The following is a 16,423-nucleotide window of genomic DNA, read 5'->3' on the forward strand; positions in this document are numbered from 1 at the left end:
GTAGCGTCTCGTTGTCCTTGCATGTCACTTGTACCAGAGCACCAGGCCAGGGAAGGCCAGGAACGCGATGAGCAGCGCGACCAGCGTGAAGTAGTAGGGCAGCAGGCTCTTGACCAGTTCTTCGAGCTTGACCTTGCCGACCCCGCAGCCGACATAGAGCACGGTGCCCACTGGCGGTGTGATCAGGCCGATACCGAGTACGAACGACATCAGAACGCCGAAGTAGACCGGGTCGATACCGAGCTTGACCACCACAGGCGTCATCAACGGCGCCAGAATGACCATGGCCGGCGTCAGGTCCATGAAGAAGCCCACGACCAGCAGAAACAGCGTCAGGATGCCCAGGATGACGTACTTGTTCTGGGACAGCTCCGAGAGCATGACGACGATCTGCTGAGGAATCAGGTTGGCGGTCAAGAGCCACGCCAGGACGCTGGCGAATGCCAGCAGCAGCAGCACGACACCGGTCAGGCGGCCGGTGGACACGCACAAGGCGAAGAAGCGCTTCAAGGTGAGGCTGCGATACACGAACATCGAGACCACCACGGCGTAGAGCAGAGCGATCGCCGCGCTTTCGGTAGGGGTGAAGACACCGCTGAGAATCCCGCCGACGATGATGACCGGCAGCAGCAACGCGAGTACCGAGTCCTTGAGGGCGGCGATCAGTTCCTGAAAATCGAAGGGCTGCGCGGCGCCGGTCTTCTTGGACTGGAAATACGTCGCCATGGCCAGGCCCAGGGTGATCAGAACGCCCGGTACGATACCGGCCATGAACAGTTGCGAAATCGAGGTGCCGGTCACGACCCCGAACAGGATCATCGGGATCGAAGGCGGAATGATGATACCGACTACCGATGCGGCCACCACGATGGCGGTGGCGCGTGGCCCCGAATAGCCGTGTTGCTTCATCGGATTGATCATCATGCTGCCTACCGCGGAGGCGTCCGCGACGGCGGAGCCGCTGATGCCACCGAAGAACATCGAGGTCAGGACGGTCACCTGGCCCAGCCCGCCGGCGACGAATCCCACCATGGCGCTTGCCAGGCGTACCAGGCGCTTGGCAATGCCGCCGGAACTCATGACCTCGCCGACGAGAATGAACAGCGGAATGGCCAGCAAGGGAAACGAATCAAGCCCGTTGACGGCTTGCGAGACCAGCGTGGTCAGGCCGTAATCGGCGACGTAAAAGATGAACAGGCAGATCGCTGCCAGGCCAAACGAGATCGGCATGCCGATCACGATGCAGGCGAATAGCCCCAAGAGAATACTCCATAGGATCATGCCGCACCTCGCTTGAAGACTTTGTAGAGAAAGAGGGTGTTACCGATGACGGTGAGGACCGCCATGACCACCATCGCGCTGTAGAGGACGGTCTTGGAAATGCCCAGGAAGGGGGTCGTCCCTACATAGCCCGACACGAGGCCGTCGAAACCGATGAAGATGCTGATACAGACCGCGTAGATGATCGCGGCCGCCAGCAAAGCGAAGATTTTTTGCACTGCGGGAGACGCCTTGTCCTTGAATAAGGTCACGGCGACATGCTCGTTGGTCAAGCTGGCGATGCCTGCGCCGAGTAGCACCATCCAAATGAAGAACAGGCGTGAGATTTCCGCTGCCCAAGCAAAGGAGTAGCTGAAGAGGAAGCGTCCGAAGACGTTCATCGAGACGGTAACGACCACCCCAATGACGAGGAGCCCGATGATGACGTCCAATCCGCTTATCAGCTTGTTCAAGTAGGCGTTACCCGAACGTGACTTCATGAAGCCTTCAGAGAGGGGTGCTGGTCGTGTTGTTGCCAAAAGCAGGGAAGGGCGTGGCCGACCTTCCCTGCGGACGTGTGGTACGCAAGCGCGTGGTGCTTATTGCTGCGCTTGTGCCTGCTGGACCTGCGCGCGGATATCGTCGATCAGCTCGCCGCCAATCTCATCACGCCAATCTTGGTAGACCGGCTCGAGCTTGTCCTGGAAGAGCTTGACCTGCTCCGGTGTCAGCTCGGTGATCTGCATGCCTGAATCTTTCAGGTCCTGCTTGATTTGATCGTTCAGGGTACGGCTCACGTGGCGCTGGTAGTCGCCCATCTTGGTGGCCGCGTCGCGCAGCAGTTGCTGATACTCTTCCGGCAGACGGTCCCAGAAGCGTGCAGAGACCAGGGTGATGAACGGCGTGTAGACGTGATTGGTTTCGGTGGCGTAGTCCTGCACTTCGTTGAACTTGGAAGATTCGATGGTGATCCAGGGGTTTTCCTGGCCATCGACGACCCCTTGCTCAAGCGCCGTGAACAGTTCCGCGAAAGACATTGGAGTGGGGTTGGCGCCCAGTGTCCGCCAGATATCCAGGTGGAGCTCGTTTTCCATGGTGCGGATCTTGAGGCCTTCGAGGTCGGCCGGCTTTTCGACGGGATGCTGGCTATTGGTCAACTGGCGATAGCCATTCTCGCCCCAGCCGATGGCGACCAGCCCCTTAGAAGATGCATCGTCGAGCATCTGCTGGCCGATCTCGCCATCGAGGACGGCATCGGCCATTTCCGGCTTGGGAAACAAGAACGGCAAGTCGAAGACGGCGAACTTCGGGAACATGTTCACCAAGGGCGACGTCGAGGGCATGGTCATTTCCAGCGTGCCCGCCTGTAGCGCGCTGGTGGCCTGGCGGTCATCGCCCAACTGAGCGCCGGGGAAAAGCGCCACTTGGATATGACCGTCGCTACGCTGTTCGACGATTTTTTCGAAGTACTCGAGGCCACGGTATTGCGCACCGGACTCCGTGGTACCGATGCTGAACTTGATCTCGAAGTCGCCGTCGGCCTTGACGGTATCGCCTGTGACGTCGGGCAGTGGGGGCATTTCGGTCGCCGCGGAGGCACTCAAGGCGGTCAAGCCTAGAAACGCGCCGCCGACGACGGATACAAAGCGTGTCGTTGTGGTTGTTGTCATCTTGTTCTCCTGGAACGGATGGTTGGTGCTGGCGTATGTGTCACGAATGACACCGGTATCATCCCGACCTTCACCAGTTAGCCTGCGACTGATGGGGCGAGACATGCTCGGTAGAGGGCGTGTCTGCTCTTGAATATCTGAATGTTGAATATACACCGAGATACCCCCCGTTGAGACTTCTTCGTTAGTCGTAGATGGGCACTTAATTTTCCTGGGCAGGGTGTTCTTGCCAGGCCTCTCCCTGGGGGAAGCGATGACGTTCGAGCGAGGCCTCATGCATGGTGATGCTGTAGCCGGGGGCGTCGGGCACCCGATAACGGCCTTCCTGAATGCGTACCGGATCGATGAAATGTTCGTGAAGGTGGTCGACGTATTCGAGAATGCGGCCGTCCAGCGAGCCGGAGACAGCGATATAGTCGAACAGCGAAATGTGCTGGGTGTACTCGCATAGCCCCACACCGCCACCGTGCGGGCAGACCGGTACGTCGTACTTGGCGGCCATCAGCAGCACCAGAATCACTTCGTTGAGCCCCCCCAGCCGCGCGGCGTCGAGCTGGCAATAATCGATGGCGTCGGCCTGCAATAGCTGCTTGAACATCACGCGGTTATGGCAGTGCTCGCCGGTGGCGACGCCCATGGGGGCGAGCCGGCGACGAATCTCGGCATGGCCGAGAATGTCGTCGGGACTGGTGGGTTCTTCGATCCACAGCGGATCGAATTCCGCCAGGTTGCGCATGTTGGCGACGGCTTCGTCGACATCCCACATCTGGTTGGCGTCCATCATCAATGCGCGGTCCCAGCCGATTTCGTCGCGCAGTATGCGGGCACGCTGGCGATCCTCCTCGAGGTCGCCACCGACCTTCTGCTTGAAGTGCGTCCAGCCTTCGGCCAGTGCTTCGCGCGCCAGGCGGCGAATCTTGTCCTCGGAGTAGCCGAGCCAGCCGGCGGAGGTGGTGTAAGCGGGATAGCCCTCGGCGCGCATGTGAGCCTCGCGCTCATCTTTGCCGGCTTCCTTGCGTTTGAGCAAGGCGAGGGCTTCCTGCGGGGTCAGGGCGTCGCTGACGAAGCGGAAATCCAGGCAGCGAACCAGTTGCTCGGGGGTCATGTCCGCCAGCAGCTTCCAGACTGGCTTGCCTTCGCGCTTGGCCCACAGATCCCACACGGCATTGATGATGGCGGCCCCCGCCAGGTGCATGACGCCTTTTTCCGGTCCCAGCCAGCGCAGTTGGCTGTCGCCGCTGGTGAGGTCGCGCCAGAAGATACCCATGTCGTGGGTGATGGCGTCGAGATCGCGTCCTACGATGCGCGATGCCAGGGCTTCCACGGCCATGACGCAGACATCGTTGCCGCGCCCGATGGTGAAGGTCAGCCCGTGCCCCTGAAGCCCATCATCGGCGTCGGTCGTGAGCGTGACGTAGGTGGCCGAATAATCCGGTGCCGCGTTCATGGCGTCCGAGCCATCGAGCTGGCGTGAGGTGGGGAAGCGTATGTCCCGAGCTTGAAGATGAGTGATCGTCGTCATTGCCTACCGTCCTGGACCTGTGGGGGAGTGCGGCCTGCACCGCGCATTGATGTAGTACGACTAGGCTAAGGCCAACCGTCAATAACAAGCCAATCGCAATTTTGTTGTGCTGATTTCTTGTGGTTATCAATTGGTGGGAGCACTCGCGGGGCGGCGTCAGGCGCGCTAGACTCATAATTGAACATTGTGCGCAATATTCAATACTGGGACGTTGGTCTAATCGACGTCCCCTGGGCGACGCCTGAGAGTCCCCTGAACACCCATGTCCAGAAATCGATGCGTCCTCGTGGCGTATCCTTGTTACCGAGGTCCATCATGCAGCTCATCAATACGACACCGTCGGTCATCAGACTCCATGCGGCCGATAACGTGGGCGTCGCCGCACGTGCCGTGGCGGAAGGCTTGCCGCTCGGTATCGACGATGGCGTGGCGCGTCACAATATCGATGCCGGGCACAAGGTGGCGTTGGTGCCGATTGCCGAAGGCGACAATGTCATCAAGTATGGTCAGGTCATCGGCCGGGCGAGCCGCGCTATCGCCGTCGGCGAACACGTGCATACCCATAATGTCGCCATGCTCGAGCGCGATACCGCGCTGGAGGGATTCGAGCCTTTCCCGCGCACACCGGTGAGCGACTCGGGGCGTACCTTCATGGGCTATCATCGCCCCAATGGGCAGGTGGGTACGCGCAACTACATCGGCATTCTGTCGACCGTGAACTGCTCGGCGACCGTGGCCAAGGTCGCCGCCGAACGGCTCAATGCGGCGGGTGAGATCGCGGCATCGGGATTCGACGGCGTGGTGGCGATCACGCATGGCTCGGGGTGTGCGATGAATACCGAGTCGGAAGGTTTTGCCTTTCTCGAGCGGGTCATCGCAGGCTATGCGCGGCATCCCAACTTCGCGCACGTGGTGATCATCGGGCTGGGCTGCGAAACCAACCAGGTCAAGCAACTCATCGAGAAATCGGGGCTGGAGGATGGCGCGCGCCTGGCTTACTTCAACATTCAGCAGGTCGGCGGTACGCGTGCGAGCATCCAGATGGCCTGCGACAAGGTGCTGGAAATGGCGCGTCGCCATGAACGCGATGAGCGGCGTCCCGCGCCGCTTCATCACTTGAGCGTCGCGCTGCAATGCGGCGGGTCGGATGGCTACTCCGGGATCACCGCCAATCCGGCGCTGGGGCATGCCGCCGATCTGATCGTGCGTCATGGAGGTAGCGCGATCCTCAGTGAAACACCGGAGATCTACGGCGCCGAGCACCTGCTGCTGGACCGTGCGGTGGATGTCGAGGTGGCACGCAAGCTGTTGGCACGCATCGCCTGGTGGAAGCATTACACCGAGATCAACGGCGCCGAGCTCAACAACAATCCGTCGCCGGGCAACAAGGCCGGTGGGCTGTCGACGATTCTGGAAAAGTCGTTGGGTGCGGTGGCCAAAGGAGGCTCGTCGAGCCTCAACGATGTGCTCGAGTACGCCGAGCCGCTCAAGGTGCCCGGCTTCAACTTCATGGACAGCCCTGGCTATGACCCGGTCTCGGTTACCGGCCAGATTGCTTCGGGAGCGAGCGTGGTGTGCTTTACCACCGGGCGCGGCTCGGTATCCGGCTTCAAGCCGGCGCCATGTCTCAAGCTGGCCACCAATACCCACATGTATGAGACCATGCGTGAAGACATGGACCTCAACTGCGGGGCCATCATCGACGGTGACGTCTCCGTGGAGGAGATGGGCGAGGCGATTTTCGAGCGAATCATCGCCGTCGCATCCGGCGATGCCAGTGCCAGCGAATCGTTGGGTTATGGCAGCAATGAATTCGTGCCCTGGATGGTCGGTGCGATTACCTGAGCCGCGGCACGTGCCCTGAAGGCTAAACAAGGAAGACAAGACAACCGCATGCCCAGAGCGCTGAAGGATCAACTTTATAGGGTCGTCCGGCAGGCCATCGAGGACGAACGTCTCGAGCCGGGGCTGGTGTTGCTGGAAGGGCACCTGGCCGAGCATTTCGCGATGAGCCGTTCGCCGGTACGCCAGACGCTGGCGCGCCTTCATGAAGAAGGCCTGATCTGTCGCTTCGAAGGGCGTGGCTACCAAGTGGGTGCGCAGCCCGGCGACATAGTACGCCGCTCGCTGGGAAAGCGTGACTTCAGCGCGTCGCATATCGAGCGCACCGATACCTGGCGCACGCATGCCGAAGGTGTGGAGCGCGACGTGGTGCTGTGCTCGATGAAAGGCCGCTTCGAGCTCAATGAACTGCAACTGGCGCGTTCGCTGTCGGTGAGCAGGACCCTGACGCACCGTATCCTGTTGTACCTACAGAGCATCGGCGTGGTCGATAAGGTCAAGTACAGCAGTTGGACGGTGGTCCCGCTGGACGATGCTCGCCTGCATGATCTTTACCAGGCGCGACGTCAACTGGAGCCGTTCATGATGACCCGCGCCGCCGAGCGTTTGAGCGACGCGGACATACAACGCTATCTGGCGCGTTTGGACGATGCCGCGCGCGATTATCCTGACGTGCCCAGCGCGTTGCTCGATACCCTGGAGAATGACCTTCACCATGAGGCGCTAATGCAGGGCGGCAACGCCGAAATCATGACCATGTTGCAGCGCACACGGCCGATTCTATTGATCAGCAAGCACCTCTTGGGCTCGTCGATCGACTTGCCCAGCGTGGCGCCTTTCTTCGACGAGCACCGTCATGTGTTCGAGCAGGCCCGCGCACGCCATGGCAAGGCAGCGGGACGCGCCCTCGACGACCACCTGGCACGCTCGGAATCCCAGGTGCAGGCGCGTCTTGCCGATTTTCGCGATGCTGGCGAAATCGCCGTGCCGGATTATTTGCGCGAGGTCGCGTCTTCCTGAGTGCTCCCGGCGTGAGGGCTCGGTGTCGATCAGCTCGGGCGCTCGCCGTTGCGCCGGCGCAGCTCGCGGATCAGCGCGCTGTGGTCCAGGTCGCCGTCGCCGTGCGCGACCAGGTCCTCGAACAAGCCATTCACCAGACGCGACACCGGCATTTCCAGCGCCAGGTCGTCGGCCAGTGCCTGCGCGGTTTGCGTATCCTTGCATTGCCACTTGGCCGGGCCCCCGGGGCAAAAATCGTCGTTGAGCATGCGTTCGCCGTGAACCTTGAGGATCGTCGAGTCGGCGAACCCGCCCATCAGGGCGTCGCGTACCTTGCCGGGGTCGGCGCCGCCGCGTTCGGCGAGCAGCAAGGCCTCGGCGACGGTGGCGATGGTGTTGGCGACGATGGTCTGATTGGCCAGCTTGGCGAGTTGCCCGCTGCCGGCAGGGCCCACGTGCACGGCGCGTCCGAGGGGCGTGAACAAGGGGCGCGCTTGGGCGTAGGTGGCGTCCTCGCCACCGATCATGATGGCCAGCGTACCGTCGATGGCGCCTTTCTCGCCGCCGGAGACCGGCGCATCCAGATAGCCGATGCCCGCTGCCGCGGCAGCCTGGGCCTGGCCCCTGGCGGTGTCGACCGGAATCGAGCTCATGACCACCAGGACGGCGCCGGGTGCCATGTGGGCGATGACGCCGTCGTCGCCCAGCAAGATGGCATCGCACACCGGGCCGGAGCTGAGCATGACCACGACGATATCGGCGTCGGTCGCGGCATCGTTCGCCGAATGAGCGCTCTCGATACCTTGCGCGCGCAAGGCCGCTGCCTTGTCCGGGGTACGGTTCCAGGCACGGACGCGATGCCCTGCCTCGGCGAGGCGGCGTGCCATCGGTGCACCCATGAGGCCGGTACCGATAACGCCGATGGTCTTGATGGTGTGCATGCACTTGCCTTGCTTCATTTCATAACCCCAGTGCGCGACTCAATGGCCCATCGGCGAGTGCCGAGTCGGCGATGGCCTTGCGTAGTGACACGACGACGTCTTCCGGCAGGGGAATGCCATCGCGTAGATACCGCTGACGCTTGGCAAGACCGGATTGGCCGGGTAGACGTACCGCGACCTCGGGGTCGACGCGCTCGGACTCGAGACAGCGCTGGGTGAGGAAATCGGTTTCCTCGACGAAGGCATCGATGCCGCCGAAGCGCGCCGGATCGATGACCATCACCGTGGCCGAGGCGCCCCACTGCGTAGGCGCGTCCTTGCGACCGAAACCGCCGAGTGCCGAGGTCAATGCCTCGACCATCAGTCCCAGGGCGAATCCCTTATGACCGAAGGCCTGACCGCCGAGCGGCAGAATGCTGCCGGGCGGCGTGGTGAAGAAGTCCTCCGGGGCGTCGCTGACCGTGCCTCGGTGGGTGAGGATGGCCGGGTGCGCGAGCTTGCCGCCTTCGGCGCGAGTCTTGTTGACGGTGCCGTTGGTGATGCTCGACATGCTGACATCGATCAGCATGGGGTTGTCGCGACCGGGAATACCGATCGCTAGCGGGTTCGGCGTGTACACCGGCGTGGTGCCGCCATAGGGCGCCACCGAGGCCACCGCGGGATCCGAACTGAGGATGACGGGGACGAGATGGCGTTCGACGAGGGGTCGCAGATAGGCGGCCAGGCAGGCAATGTGATGGGAACGCTTGAGCGTGACGATGCCGATGCCGAATCCTTCGGCCGCTTGCGCGGCATGTTCCAGCGCGTGTCTGACCAGGTAAGGGCCCAGCACGTAGTGCCCATCGATCACCGCGGCCACGGGGCTGCTTTCCGTCATCTCGAGCGTCTCGGGATCGCCGTTCGCCTTGCCGGCCTTGAGGTCCTGGAGATAGCCATGCGCAAGCTTGATGCCATGCGTATGGTGACCGAGCAGGTCGCCTTCGACCAGTACGTCGGCGGTGGTCGCGGCAACTTCCGCGGTGGCACCGGCTTCCTGAAAGAGCGCCGTCAAAAGCTCGGTCAATGGCGTGGCAGCATAGGTCGTCATGGCGTCCTCGCGGAGTGGTCGCGGGAGGTGCCGCGATAATGGCGGTAAAGGCGAAGTAACAGCGGCAGCAGCCAGATCAGGATGACCATGATGCCCAGGCCGGCGCTGATCGGACGCGAGAAGAAACTCAGTAGATCGCCGTTGCTCTTGAGCATTGAACTCATGAAGTTGTTCTCGAGCGTGGTGCCCAGCACCAGGCCCAGGATGGCAGGCGCCATGGGGAAGTCGTTGCGCGCGAGGATAAAGGCCCCGAAGCCGGTGATCAGCATGATCCAGACATCCGTGATGGTGTTGTTGATGGCAAAAGCACCGACGATGCAGAAGCATAGGATGATTGGCATGAGTATCTTGCGTGGCGTCAGGATGAAGACCTTGGCCGAGCGAATGGCAACATAGCCGATGGGCAGCATGATCAGGTTGGCGATGAAGAACACGATGAAGAGCGCGTAAATGAGACCGCCGCCCTCCATGAAGATGGTCGGCCCGGGGTTCATGCCCTTCATGTACAGTACGCCGATGACGATGGCGGTGATCGAGTCGCCTGGAATACCGAAGACGAGGGCCGGGACCCAGGCACCGCTGATGCCGGAATTGTTGGCGGAACTGGCATCGACGATGCCTTCGATGTGGCCGGTGCCGTAGGCGTCGCGGTTTTTCGACCGGCTTTTGCCCATGGCATAGGAGATCCAGGCGGCGATATCGGCGCCCGCCCCGGGGAGCGCGCCGATCAGGGTGCCGATCGAGCTTCCCCGCAAGAGATTGCGCCAGTAACGCCGGAGATGCCGAGGAACCTGGGTGAACACCTTGTCCTTGTGCATGGCGGTCACCTGACGCCCTTCATTGCGAGAGCCGTAGAATCCCATCAGCTCGTTGAGCGCGAACATCCCGATCATCACCGGAATGAAGTTGACGCCGGCCATCAAATCCGGAATGCCGAAGGTGAAACGTGGCGCGCCGCTCATCATGTCGAGGCCGACGGTGGACAGCAGCAAGCCCACCAGCAAGGACAGGAAGGCCTTGGTCTTGGAGCCGATGGAGATGAAAATCGAGCAACTCAGCCCCAGCAAGGCCAGCCAGAAATATTCGTAAGAGCTGAATTGCAGGGCGACCTCGGCCAGTGATGGGGACACGAATACCAGTATCAGAGTGCCGAACAAACCGCCGAACATCGAGCATATCAAATTGGTGCCCAGCGTTTCCCGCGCACGTCCTTGACGCGCCAGTTGGTGTGACTCGCCGACGTAGGCGGCCGACGCGGGCGTACCGGGAATGTTGAGATAAGTACCGGGAATGTCGCCGGCGAATATCGCCATGGCCGAGGTGGTCACGATAGCGGCGATGGCGGGCGTCGGGTCCATGTAGAAGGTGATGGGCACCAGTAACGCGACGGCCATGGTCGCGGTCAACCCGGGCACGGCACCCACGAAGACCCCGAAAACGGCCGCGGCGGCGATGACGAGTAGCGTCTGAAAATTGAAGACCAGCGCCAGGCCTTGCAGAAATGCATCCATGGCTTACTTACCCCCAGACACTCAGCAATCCCTCGGGGAGGGGAATGAGCAGGTAGTGAGAGAACACCTGGTTGATGACCAGTGCCGCGACGATGGAGACCCCGAACGCGAGGATGGGAGAGGTACGCCGTATCAGCATCAACACGAACATGATTGATGCCAGGCACACCGTGGTCCCCAGCCACTCGCTTGTCAGGATGTAAAAAACGATGGCCAGCGCGGGAAGCAGCGAGAGCAACATGTTGCGGATGTGCTCCGGGGCCGGACGCCAAGTGAGACCGTGTGCGATGCCCTTGAGCGCCCCGACATGGCCGATTGTGAGCACCAGTCCTCCGATCATGAACCCTCCCCCGATGAGGGAGGGAAACAGTGAAGGCCCGTATTGCAGACTCGGCATGGTGGGGAACCCTTGGGCCACGACATAGACGATGGCGCCTGCCACTATGAACGCGAGGCCAAGCAGAAAGTCTTTCATCGTGGCCCCCGGGTTATTTGGCTAGGCCGACTTGTTCGACGATCTTGCCGAAACGCTCGTCCATGTCCGCCATCAACTGGGCAAAGTCCTCGGCATTGCGCCATTCGGTGCCGAATCCTTGCTTGGCCATGAAGCCCTGATAGGTGTCGCTGTTGTAAGCAGCCTTCAGCGCGTCTTCGAGCGTTGCGACGACTTCGGGGTCCATCCCCTTGGGCCCGGCGATGCCGCGCCATTCGCCGATCTGATAGTCACTGCCGATGGCTTCCTGGACCGTGGGAACGTTGGGGAAGCTATCGAGTCGTTCGGGCGCCATGATGGCAAGGCTGTCGGCACGGCCGGCCTCGATCATCGAGCGGCCCTCGGGCACTGAGCTTGGCACGATGTCGATGCCGCCGGCGGCGAGCTCGGTCATGGCGGGCGCTGCGCCCTGGCTGGGGATCCAGGTGACGCGGTCGGGCTCCATGCCCTGATCCATCAGGAAGCCAGCGAAGGCCAGATGCCAGACGCCGCCCTGGCCGGTGCCGGAGGCGTTATAGGTCCCCTTGGGTTGTTCGCGAACGGTCTTGACCAAGTCCTTGAGGTCGTCGAAGGGGCCGTCGGCGGCGACTTGGACGCCCGCGTAGTCGTAGTTGATCTGGGCGATGGGCGTGTAATCGCGGTAGGTGAGGTCGGTGAGACCTTGCCAGTGCATCATGTTGATCTCGCCGGTGACGAGCCCGAGCGTGTAACCGTCCGGCGTGGCGCGAGCGATGGCGCTATGGCCTACCACACCGCTGCCACCGGTACGATTGACGACGTTGACCGTCTCGCCCAGTTGTTCTTCCATTGCCTTGGCGATGGTGCGTGCGGTGGCGTCGGTACCGCCGCCGGCGGCCCATGGCACGATGATGGTAATGGGTTTCTCGGGATAGTCGGCGAGCGCCGGACCGGCGAGGGTGGTGAGCAGAACGGCGGTGCCGGCGAGGAGCGCTTTGTTGTGTCGTTTGAGCATGATCGATCCTTGTTATTGGCGTGTCATGAGGCCTGGTCGTGCACGGGATGTGCCTTTCAAGCTAGTTTTTAATGTACATTGCGCGCAATATTCATTTATCTAGACTTTGGTCTAGAGCGCTGCTCGAACCTCCTCTTTTTTTCAGTGGGTTAAAGGTTTTGCAAAGTGATTTTCATAGCGCTTCCAAGAGCATGCGCTGAAAATCGTCATGCGTCGGAGCACGCGGATTGGTCGCGGTGGAGTGATCTTCCAGCGCCCATTGGGCGACAGGGGTCAGACGCTCGCGTGTCACCCCCAGATCGCTCAAGCGCATGGGCAGGCCCAGGTCGATATTGAGCTGAATGAACGCCTCGGCGACATCCGTCCCGGGCGCCAAGCCCATTGCATCGCGCAGCCGTGCGAACTTGTCGCGGCAATGATCCTGGTTGAAGCGCAGCACGATGGGCATCAGCAGGGCATTGAGCGTGCCATGGTGAAGCTTGAGATCGTGAAAACCGCCCAGGGCATGAGACAGAGAGTGCACCGCGCCAAGCCCTTTCTGAAACGCCAGGGCGCCTTGTGTGGCGGCCATCAGCATCTCGCGGCGTGCGTCGAGGTTGCTGCCATCGCCGACGGCAGTGCGAATATGACGCGTGGCGCGTTGCAGCCCATCCAGGGCGATGGCATCGGCGGGTGGATTGAAGCGCGGGCTGAGAAACGTTTCGACACAATGCGCGATGGCGTCCATGCCGGTGGCGGCGGTCAGGTGCGGCGGCAGCGAGAGCGTCAGCAGCGGGTCGCAGATGGCCACGTCGGGGATTAGATGCGGCGAGAGAAAGCCGAGCTTGCGTTCGTCGCGCATGCTGATCAGGGCGGCGCGACCCACCTCGCTGCCGGTGCCTGCCGTGGTGGGAATGGCCACCAGCGGCAGTACGTCGCTGCCGATACGGGGGGCACCGCCTTCGATCACTGCGTATTGCCGCAACGGCGCGGGATGGCTGGCCAGCAGGGCGACTCCCTTGGCCAAGTCGATGCTGGAGCCGCCGCCCAGTGCGACGATGCCGTCGCAGGCCTGCTCGCGGAAACAGGCCACGGCGTCTTCGATGGCGACCTCGGTGGGATTGGCCGGTGTCCCGTCGTAGACCGGTGCCGGACGCTCGCCGCCGATGGCGGCCTGCACGCGATCCACCAGTCCGCTGGCGGTGAGGCCGGCATCGGTAATGACCAGCGGGCGTGAGACGCCGAGCAACATGAGTTCCTCGGCGAGGTCGTCCACGGCATCGTCGCCGAAGCGTATCTTGGTGAGGTAGTTGATGATCGCACTCATACCGCGCTCCTTAGCTGCCCTGGGACGGTCAGGGCCGTGTTTGTTGTTGGCTCGTGCAACGCGTGATGCCGTTGCGTTCAAGCTATGGCCATAGTGGGATCACAATCCAATCGAAGTTTGTGGCATTGTGATTCGCTCAGGTTATCAAGAAGGGTGATCATGACATCGGGCAAGCTTTCTCATGCACATCTGTGTGCCTGGTTGCGATTCAAGCATTTAATGTTGCTGACTACCTTGGCCGAGAGCCGCAACATGCATGCGACGGCGCGCGCCATGCATCTGAGTCAGCCGGCGGCGAGCAAGATGTTGCGCGATCTGGAGGCGTATTTCGGGTTTGCGCTATTCGAGCGTTTGCCGCGCGCCATGCAGCCCACCGAGTTGGGCGAACAGGTCATACGTCATGCGTGGATACTGCTCAACGACATGGAGCGCTTGGTGGATGACATCAATGACCTGCGTGAAGGGGGATATGGCCAATTGCTGATCGGCGCGATCGCCGCCGCTGCGCCGGAGATACTGCCGGCGGCCATCGCACGTCTCAAGCAGGATCGGCCACGCCTCTCGGTGAGCCTGCAGGAGCAGACCAGCGACCGTCTGCTCCTCGAACTCGAGCATAAACGCCTGGACCTGGTCATCGGGCGCTTGACGCACGTCAGCCAGCACAATGTTTTCGACTTCGAGCCGCTACTCGATGAACCGCTACGGGTCGTGGTGCGCCACGATCATCCGTTGGCACACCTGGACCGTGCTCCGGGATTGGACGAGCTGAGCCGGTGGCCATGGATACTGCATCCGCTCTCGAGCCCCATGCGTGGCGTGTTCGAGTCAGCCCTGGCGGAAGAAGGCATCGCCACGCCCGCGAATGTGGTCGAAACCACCTCGATTCAGGCAACCCTGCAGTTGCTGCAGTCGTCGGACATGCTGGCGGTGCTGCCGCGTTCGGTCATGCGACGACCGCTGGCGGGCGGGCAATACGTCGTGCTCGAGCGCGTGATCGGCAAGCCGCTGGACTACTACGGCATCATCACGCGCCGCCAGGAACCACACGCCGCCGCCGCAGACGAGCTGATCGCCCACTTGCGTCGGCTGGCCACCGAGGCCGACGGCCCGCGACAGGAAGCCTAGACGACGGACTGCTCGTGGCCGTAGGCATGAGCGGTTGTGCGGCCCGGGTCGTCGTGGTCGCCAGCGGCGGAACGCCTGAATCGATGGGCCAACGCTGGTATCCTTGTCGTCATTCCTTTTCGCACGATGACGGGATTCCATGGCCTCGCTTTCTTTGTTCCTTTCCATCCTGATTTCTGCGGTAGCGTTGACGGCTGCGTTGACTATGCTGGTCTATCGCTGGGTGGGGCGGCGTGCAGCGTCCTCTGGCCAGCCATCCCGCAAGTCACGTGGCAAGAGTGCGCCCAAGCGTGGCAATGCTGCCTCGCGCAAACGTTCTTCTCGGGCTAGTGCCAAGACGCAGAAGCCATCATCCTCGCGGTCTGGATTGTCGTTTCCACGTTTGCCGACATGGCTGCGTGCCAGCCTGCCGTTGGGCATGATGCTGACGCTGATCGCGGCCGTGGGGCAGTTGGCGTTGCAGGGCATGCACAATGCGCATCAAATGGCCGCGGATGATCCACGCCTGCTCTCGTTGGCAAACGTGCTCGACGGTATTTCGCTGCTCGCCCTGGTGCTCTTGTTCGTGGGGATGGTCGCCTGGCTTGCGCCTCGTCAATGAAGCATGAGGCATGGATCGGCGCGTCTCGAACGCCGTGCTATAGTCCCCGCCATCACACCCAGATGACGCTAACCTCATGAATATTTTGATAACCGGCATGGCCGGCTTCATCGGTCATGGCGTGGCCAAGCGCCTGGCGACCGATGGCCACACCATCGTCGGCATCGACAATCTCAACGATTACTATGACGTCGCGCTCAAGCAAGCACGTCTCGACGACCTGGCCGTGCACGCCAACGTGCGTTTCGAGTGCATCGACCTCGCCGATCAGGCGGCCATGCAGACGCTTTTTGCCGGTGAGCGCTTCGACCGCGTCATTCATCTCGGCGCGCAGGCTGGCGTGCGCTACTCGCTGGACAACCCGCATGTCTACGCGCAGTCCAATCTCGTCGGGCATCTCAACGTGCTGGAAGGCTGTCGCCACCAGCAGGTGCCGCACCTGATCTATGCCTCATCGAGCTCGGTCTATGGCCAGAATGCCCATGTGCCGTTCTCGACGGCCGACGCCGTGGATCATCCCATCAGCCTCTACGCCGCGACCAAGAAGTCCAATGAACTGATGACCCATAGCTATGCCCACTTGTATGGCATTCCTTGCACGGGGTTGCGCTTCTTCACCGTCTATGGGCCTTGGGGACGCCCGGACATGGCGATGTTCAAGTTCACTCGGGCGATTCTTGCCGGCGAACCGCTGCCGATCTTCAATCATGGCGAGCTGTCACGGGATTTCACCTATATCGACGATATCGTCGAGGGGGTGGTACGCATCCAGGACGTGATCCCGCGAGCCGACTCCAATGGTCCGGCGGCACGTCCCGACCAGAGCACCGCCCCCTTCGCGTTGTACAATATCGGCCATGGCAGCCCGGTGGCGTTGATGGACTTCGTGCAGGCACTGGAACGCGCCACGGGGCGCACGGCGCATTGCGACTTCAAGCCCATGCAGCCGGGTGATGTACCACGCACCTGGGCGGATACCGAGGCCCTTTTCGACGCGACCGGATACCGCCCAACGGTCGGCGTCGAGGAAGGCGTGGCCCGCTTCGTCGACTGGTATCGCGGGTTCTATCGAGTTTGATATCCACGCGGGCTC

15 protein-coding genes are annotated in these 16,423 nt (G+C 61.9%); 5 read left to right on the forward strand and 10 right to left on the reverse strand.

What is annotated here, in order from left to right; all coding sequences use genetic code 11:
- Positions 1–24: 24 nt before the first annotated feature.
- From C8E00_RS02960 to C8E00_RS02975, 4 genes are all read right to left on the reverse strand, one after another.
- Positions 25–1,281 carry a TRAP transporter large permease gene (locus tag C8E00_RS02960; protein WP_133694276.1) on the reverse strand — a complete coding sequence of 419 codons (1,257 nt, stop codon included), beginning with the start codon at positions 1,279–1,281 and terminating at the stop codon, positions 25–27.
- On the reverse strand, positions 1,278–1,760 hold the full coding sequence (locus tag C8E00_RS02965; RefSeq protein ID WP_133694278.1) for a TRAP transporter small permease: 483 nt from the start codon (positions 1,758–1,760) through the stop codon (positions 1,278–1,280). The genes C8E00_RS02960 and C8E00_RS02965 overlap by 4 nt, the downstream gene beginning before the upstream one ends.
- Positions 1,761–1,859: 99 nt before the next feature.
- Positions 1,860–2,930, reverse strand: a complete 1,071-nt coding sequence (locus C8E00_RS02970; protein WP_133694281.1) for a TRAP transporter substrate-binding protein — start codon at positions 2,928–2,930, stop codon at positions 1,860–1,862.
- Between the two features lie 202 nt (positions 2,931–3,132).
- Complete coding sequence (locus C8E00_RS02975) at positions 3,133–4,452, reverse strand: L-fuconate dehydratase (protein ID WP_133694283.1); 1,320 nt, start codon at positions 4,450–4,452, stop codon at positions 3,133–3,135.
- A 315-nt stretch (positions 4,453–4,767) separates the two neighbouring features.
- On the opposite strand from C8E00_RS02975, the gene C8E00_RS02980 reads away from it, so the two are divergent.
- Both C8E00_RS02980 and C8E00_RS02985 read left to right on the forward strand, forming a co-directional pair.
- Positions 4,768–6,297, forward strand: a complete 1,530-nt coding sequence (locus C8E00_RS02980; protein WP_133694286.1) for a UxaA family hydrolase — start codon at positions 4,768–4,770, stop codon at positions 6,295–6,297.
- Between the two features lie 48 nt (positions 6,298–6,345).
- Complete coding sequence (locus C8E00_RS02985) at positions 6,346–7,314, forward strand: GntR family transcriptional regulator (protein ID WP_133694288.1); 969 nt, start codon at positions 6,346–6,348, stop codon at positions 7,312–7,314.
- Positions 7,315–7,343: 29 nt separating this feature from the next.
- Here the strand turns inward: C8E00_RS02985 and C8E00_RS02990 are convergent, their stop codons facing one another.
- The 6 genes from C8E00_RS02990 to C8E00_RS03015 form a co-directional block, all read right to left on the reverse strand.
- Positions 7,344–8,234, reverse strand: coding sequence for an NAD(P)-dependent oxidoreductase (locus C8E00_RS02990; protein ID WP_133694290.1), 891 nt, complete (start codon positions 8,232–8,234; stop codon positions 7,344–7,346).
- A gap of 19 nt (positions 8,235–8,253) precedes the next feature.
- Positions 8,254–9,321: an Ldh family oxidoreductase gene (locus tag C8E00_RS02995; protein ID WP_133694293.1), complete on the reverse strand. Its 1,068-nt coding sequence runs from the start codon at positions 9,319–9,321 to the stop codon at positions 8,254–8,256.
- Positions 9,318–10,832: a tripartite tricarboxylate transporter permease gene (locus tag C8E00_RS03000; protein WP_133694295.1), complete on the reverse strand. Its 1,515-nt coding sequence runs from the start codon at positions 10,830–10,832 to the stop codon at positions 9,318–9,320. The genes C8E00_RS02995 and C8E00_RS03000 overlap by 4 nt, the downstream gene beginning before the upstream one ends.
- Positions 10,833–10,839: 7 nt before the next feature.
- The gene (locus tag C8E00_RS03005; protein WP_133694297.1) at positions 10,840–11,307 is read right to left on the reverse strand and encodes a tripartite tricarboxylate transporter TctB family protein; all 468 of its coding nucleotides are present in this window, start codon (positions 11,305–11,307) and stop codon (positions 10,840–10,842) included.
- A 13-nt stretch (positions 11,308–11,320) separates the two neighbouring features.
- Positions 11,321–12,298 carry a Bug family tripartite tricarboxylate transporter substrate binding protein gene (locus tag C8E00_RS03010; RefSeq protein ID WP_133694299.1) on the reverse strand — a complete coding sequence of 326 codons (978 nt, stop codon included), beginning with the start codon at positions 12,296–12,298 and terminating at the stop codon, positions 11,321–11,323.
- Positions 12,299–12,470: 172 nt separating this feature from the next.
- A complete protein-coding gene (locus C8E00_RS03015; RefSeq protein ID WP_133694301.1) occupies positions 12,471–13,604 on the reverse strand; it encodes an iron-containing alcohol dehydrogenase in 1,134 nt (377 codons plus the stop codon).
- 159 nt (positions 13,605–13,763) lie between these two features.
- Here C8E00_RS03015 and C8E00_RS03020 point away from each other — a divergent pair, with 159 nt between their 5' ends.
- From C8E00_RS03020 to C8E00_RS03030, 3 genes are all read left to right on the forward strand, one after another.
- Positions 13,764–14,729 carry a LysR family transcriptional regulator gene (locus C8E00_RS03020; protein WP_133694304.1) on the forward strand — a complete coding sequence of 322 codons (966 nt, stop codon included), beginning with the start codon at positions 13,764–13,766 and terminating at the stop codon, positions 14,727–14,729.
- A gap of 139 nt (positions 14,730–14,868) precedes the next feature.
- Positions 14,869–15,330: a hypothetical protein gene (locus tag C8E00_RS03025; RefSeq protein ID WP_133694306.1), complete on the forward strand. Its 462-nt coding sequence runs from the start codon at positions 14,869–14,871 to the stop codon at positions 15,328–15,330.
- A gap of 76 nt (positions 15,331–15,406) precedes the next feature.
- Positions 15,407–16,408, forward strand: coding sequence for an NAD-dependent epimerase (locus tag C8E00_RS03030; protein WP_133694308.1), 1,002 nt, complete (start codon positions 15,407–15,409; stop codon positions 16,406–16,408).
- Positions 16,409–16,423: the final 15 nt, after the last annotated feature.

Source organism: Chromohalobacter marismortui, assembly GCF_004364315.1.
Classification (GTDB): domain Bacteria; phylum Pseudomonadota; class Gammaproteobacteria; order Pseudomonadales; family Halomonadaceae; genus Chromohalobacter; species Chromohalobacter marismortui.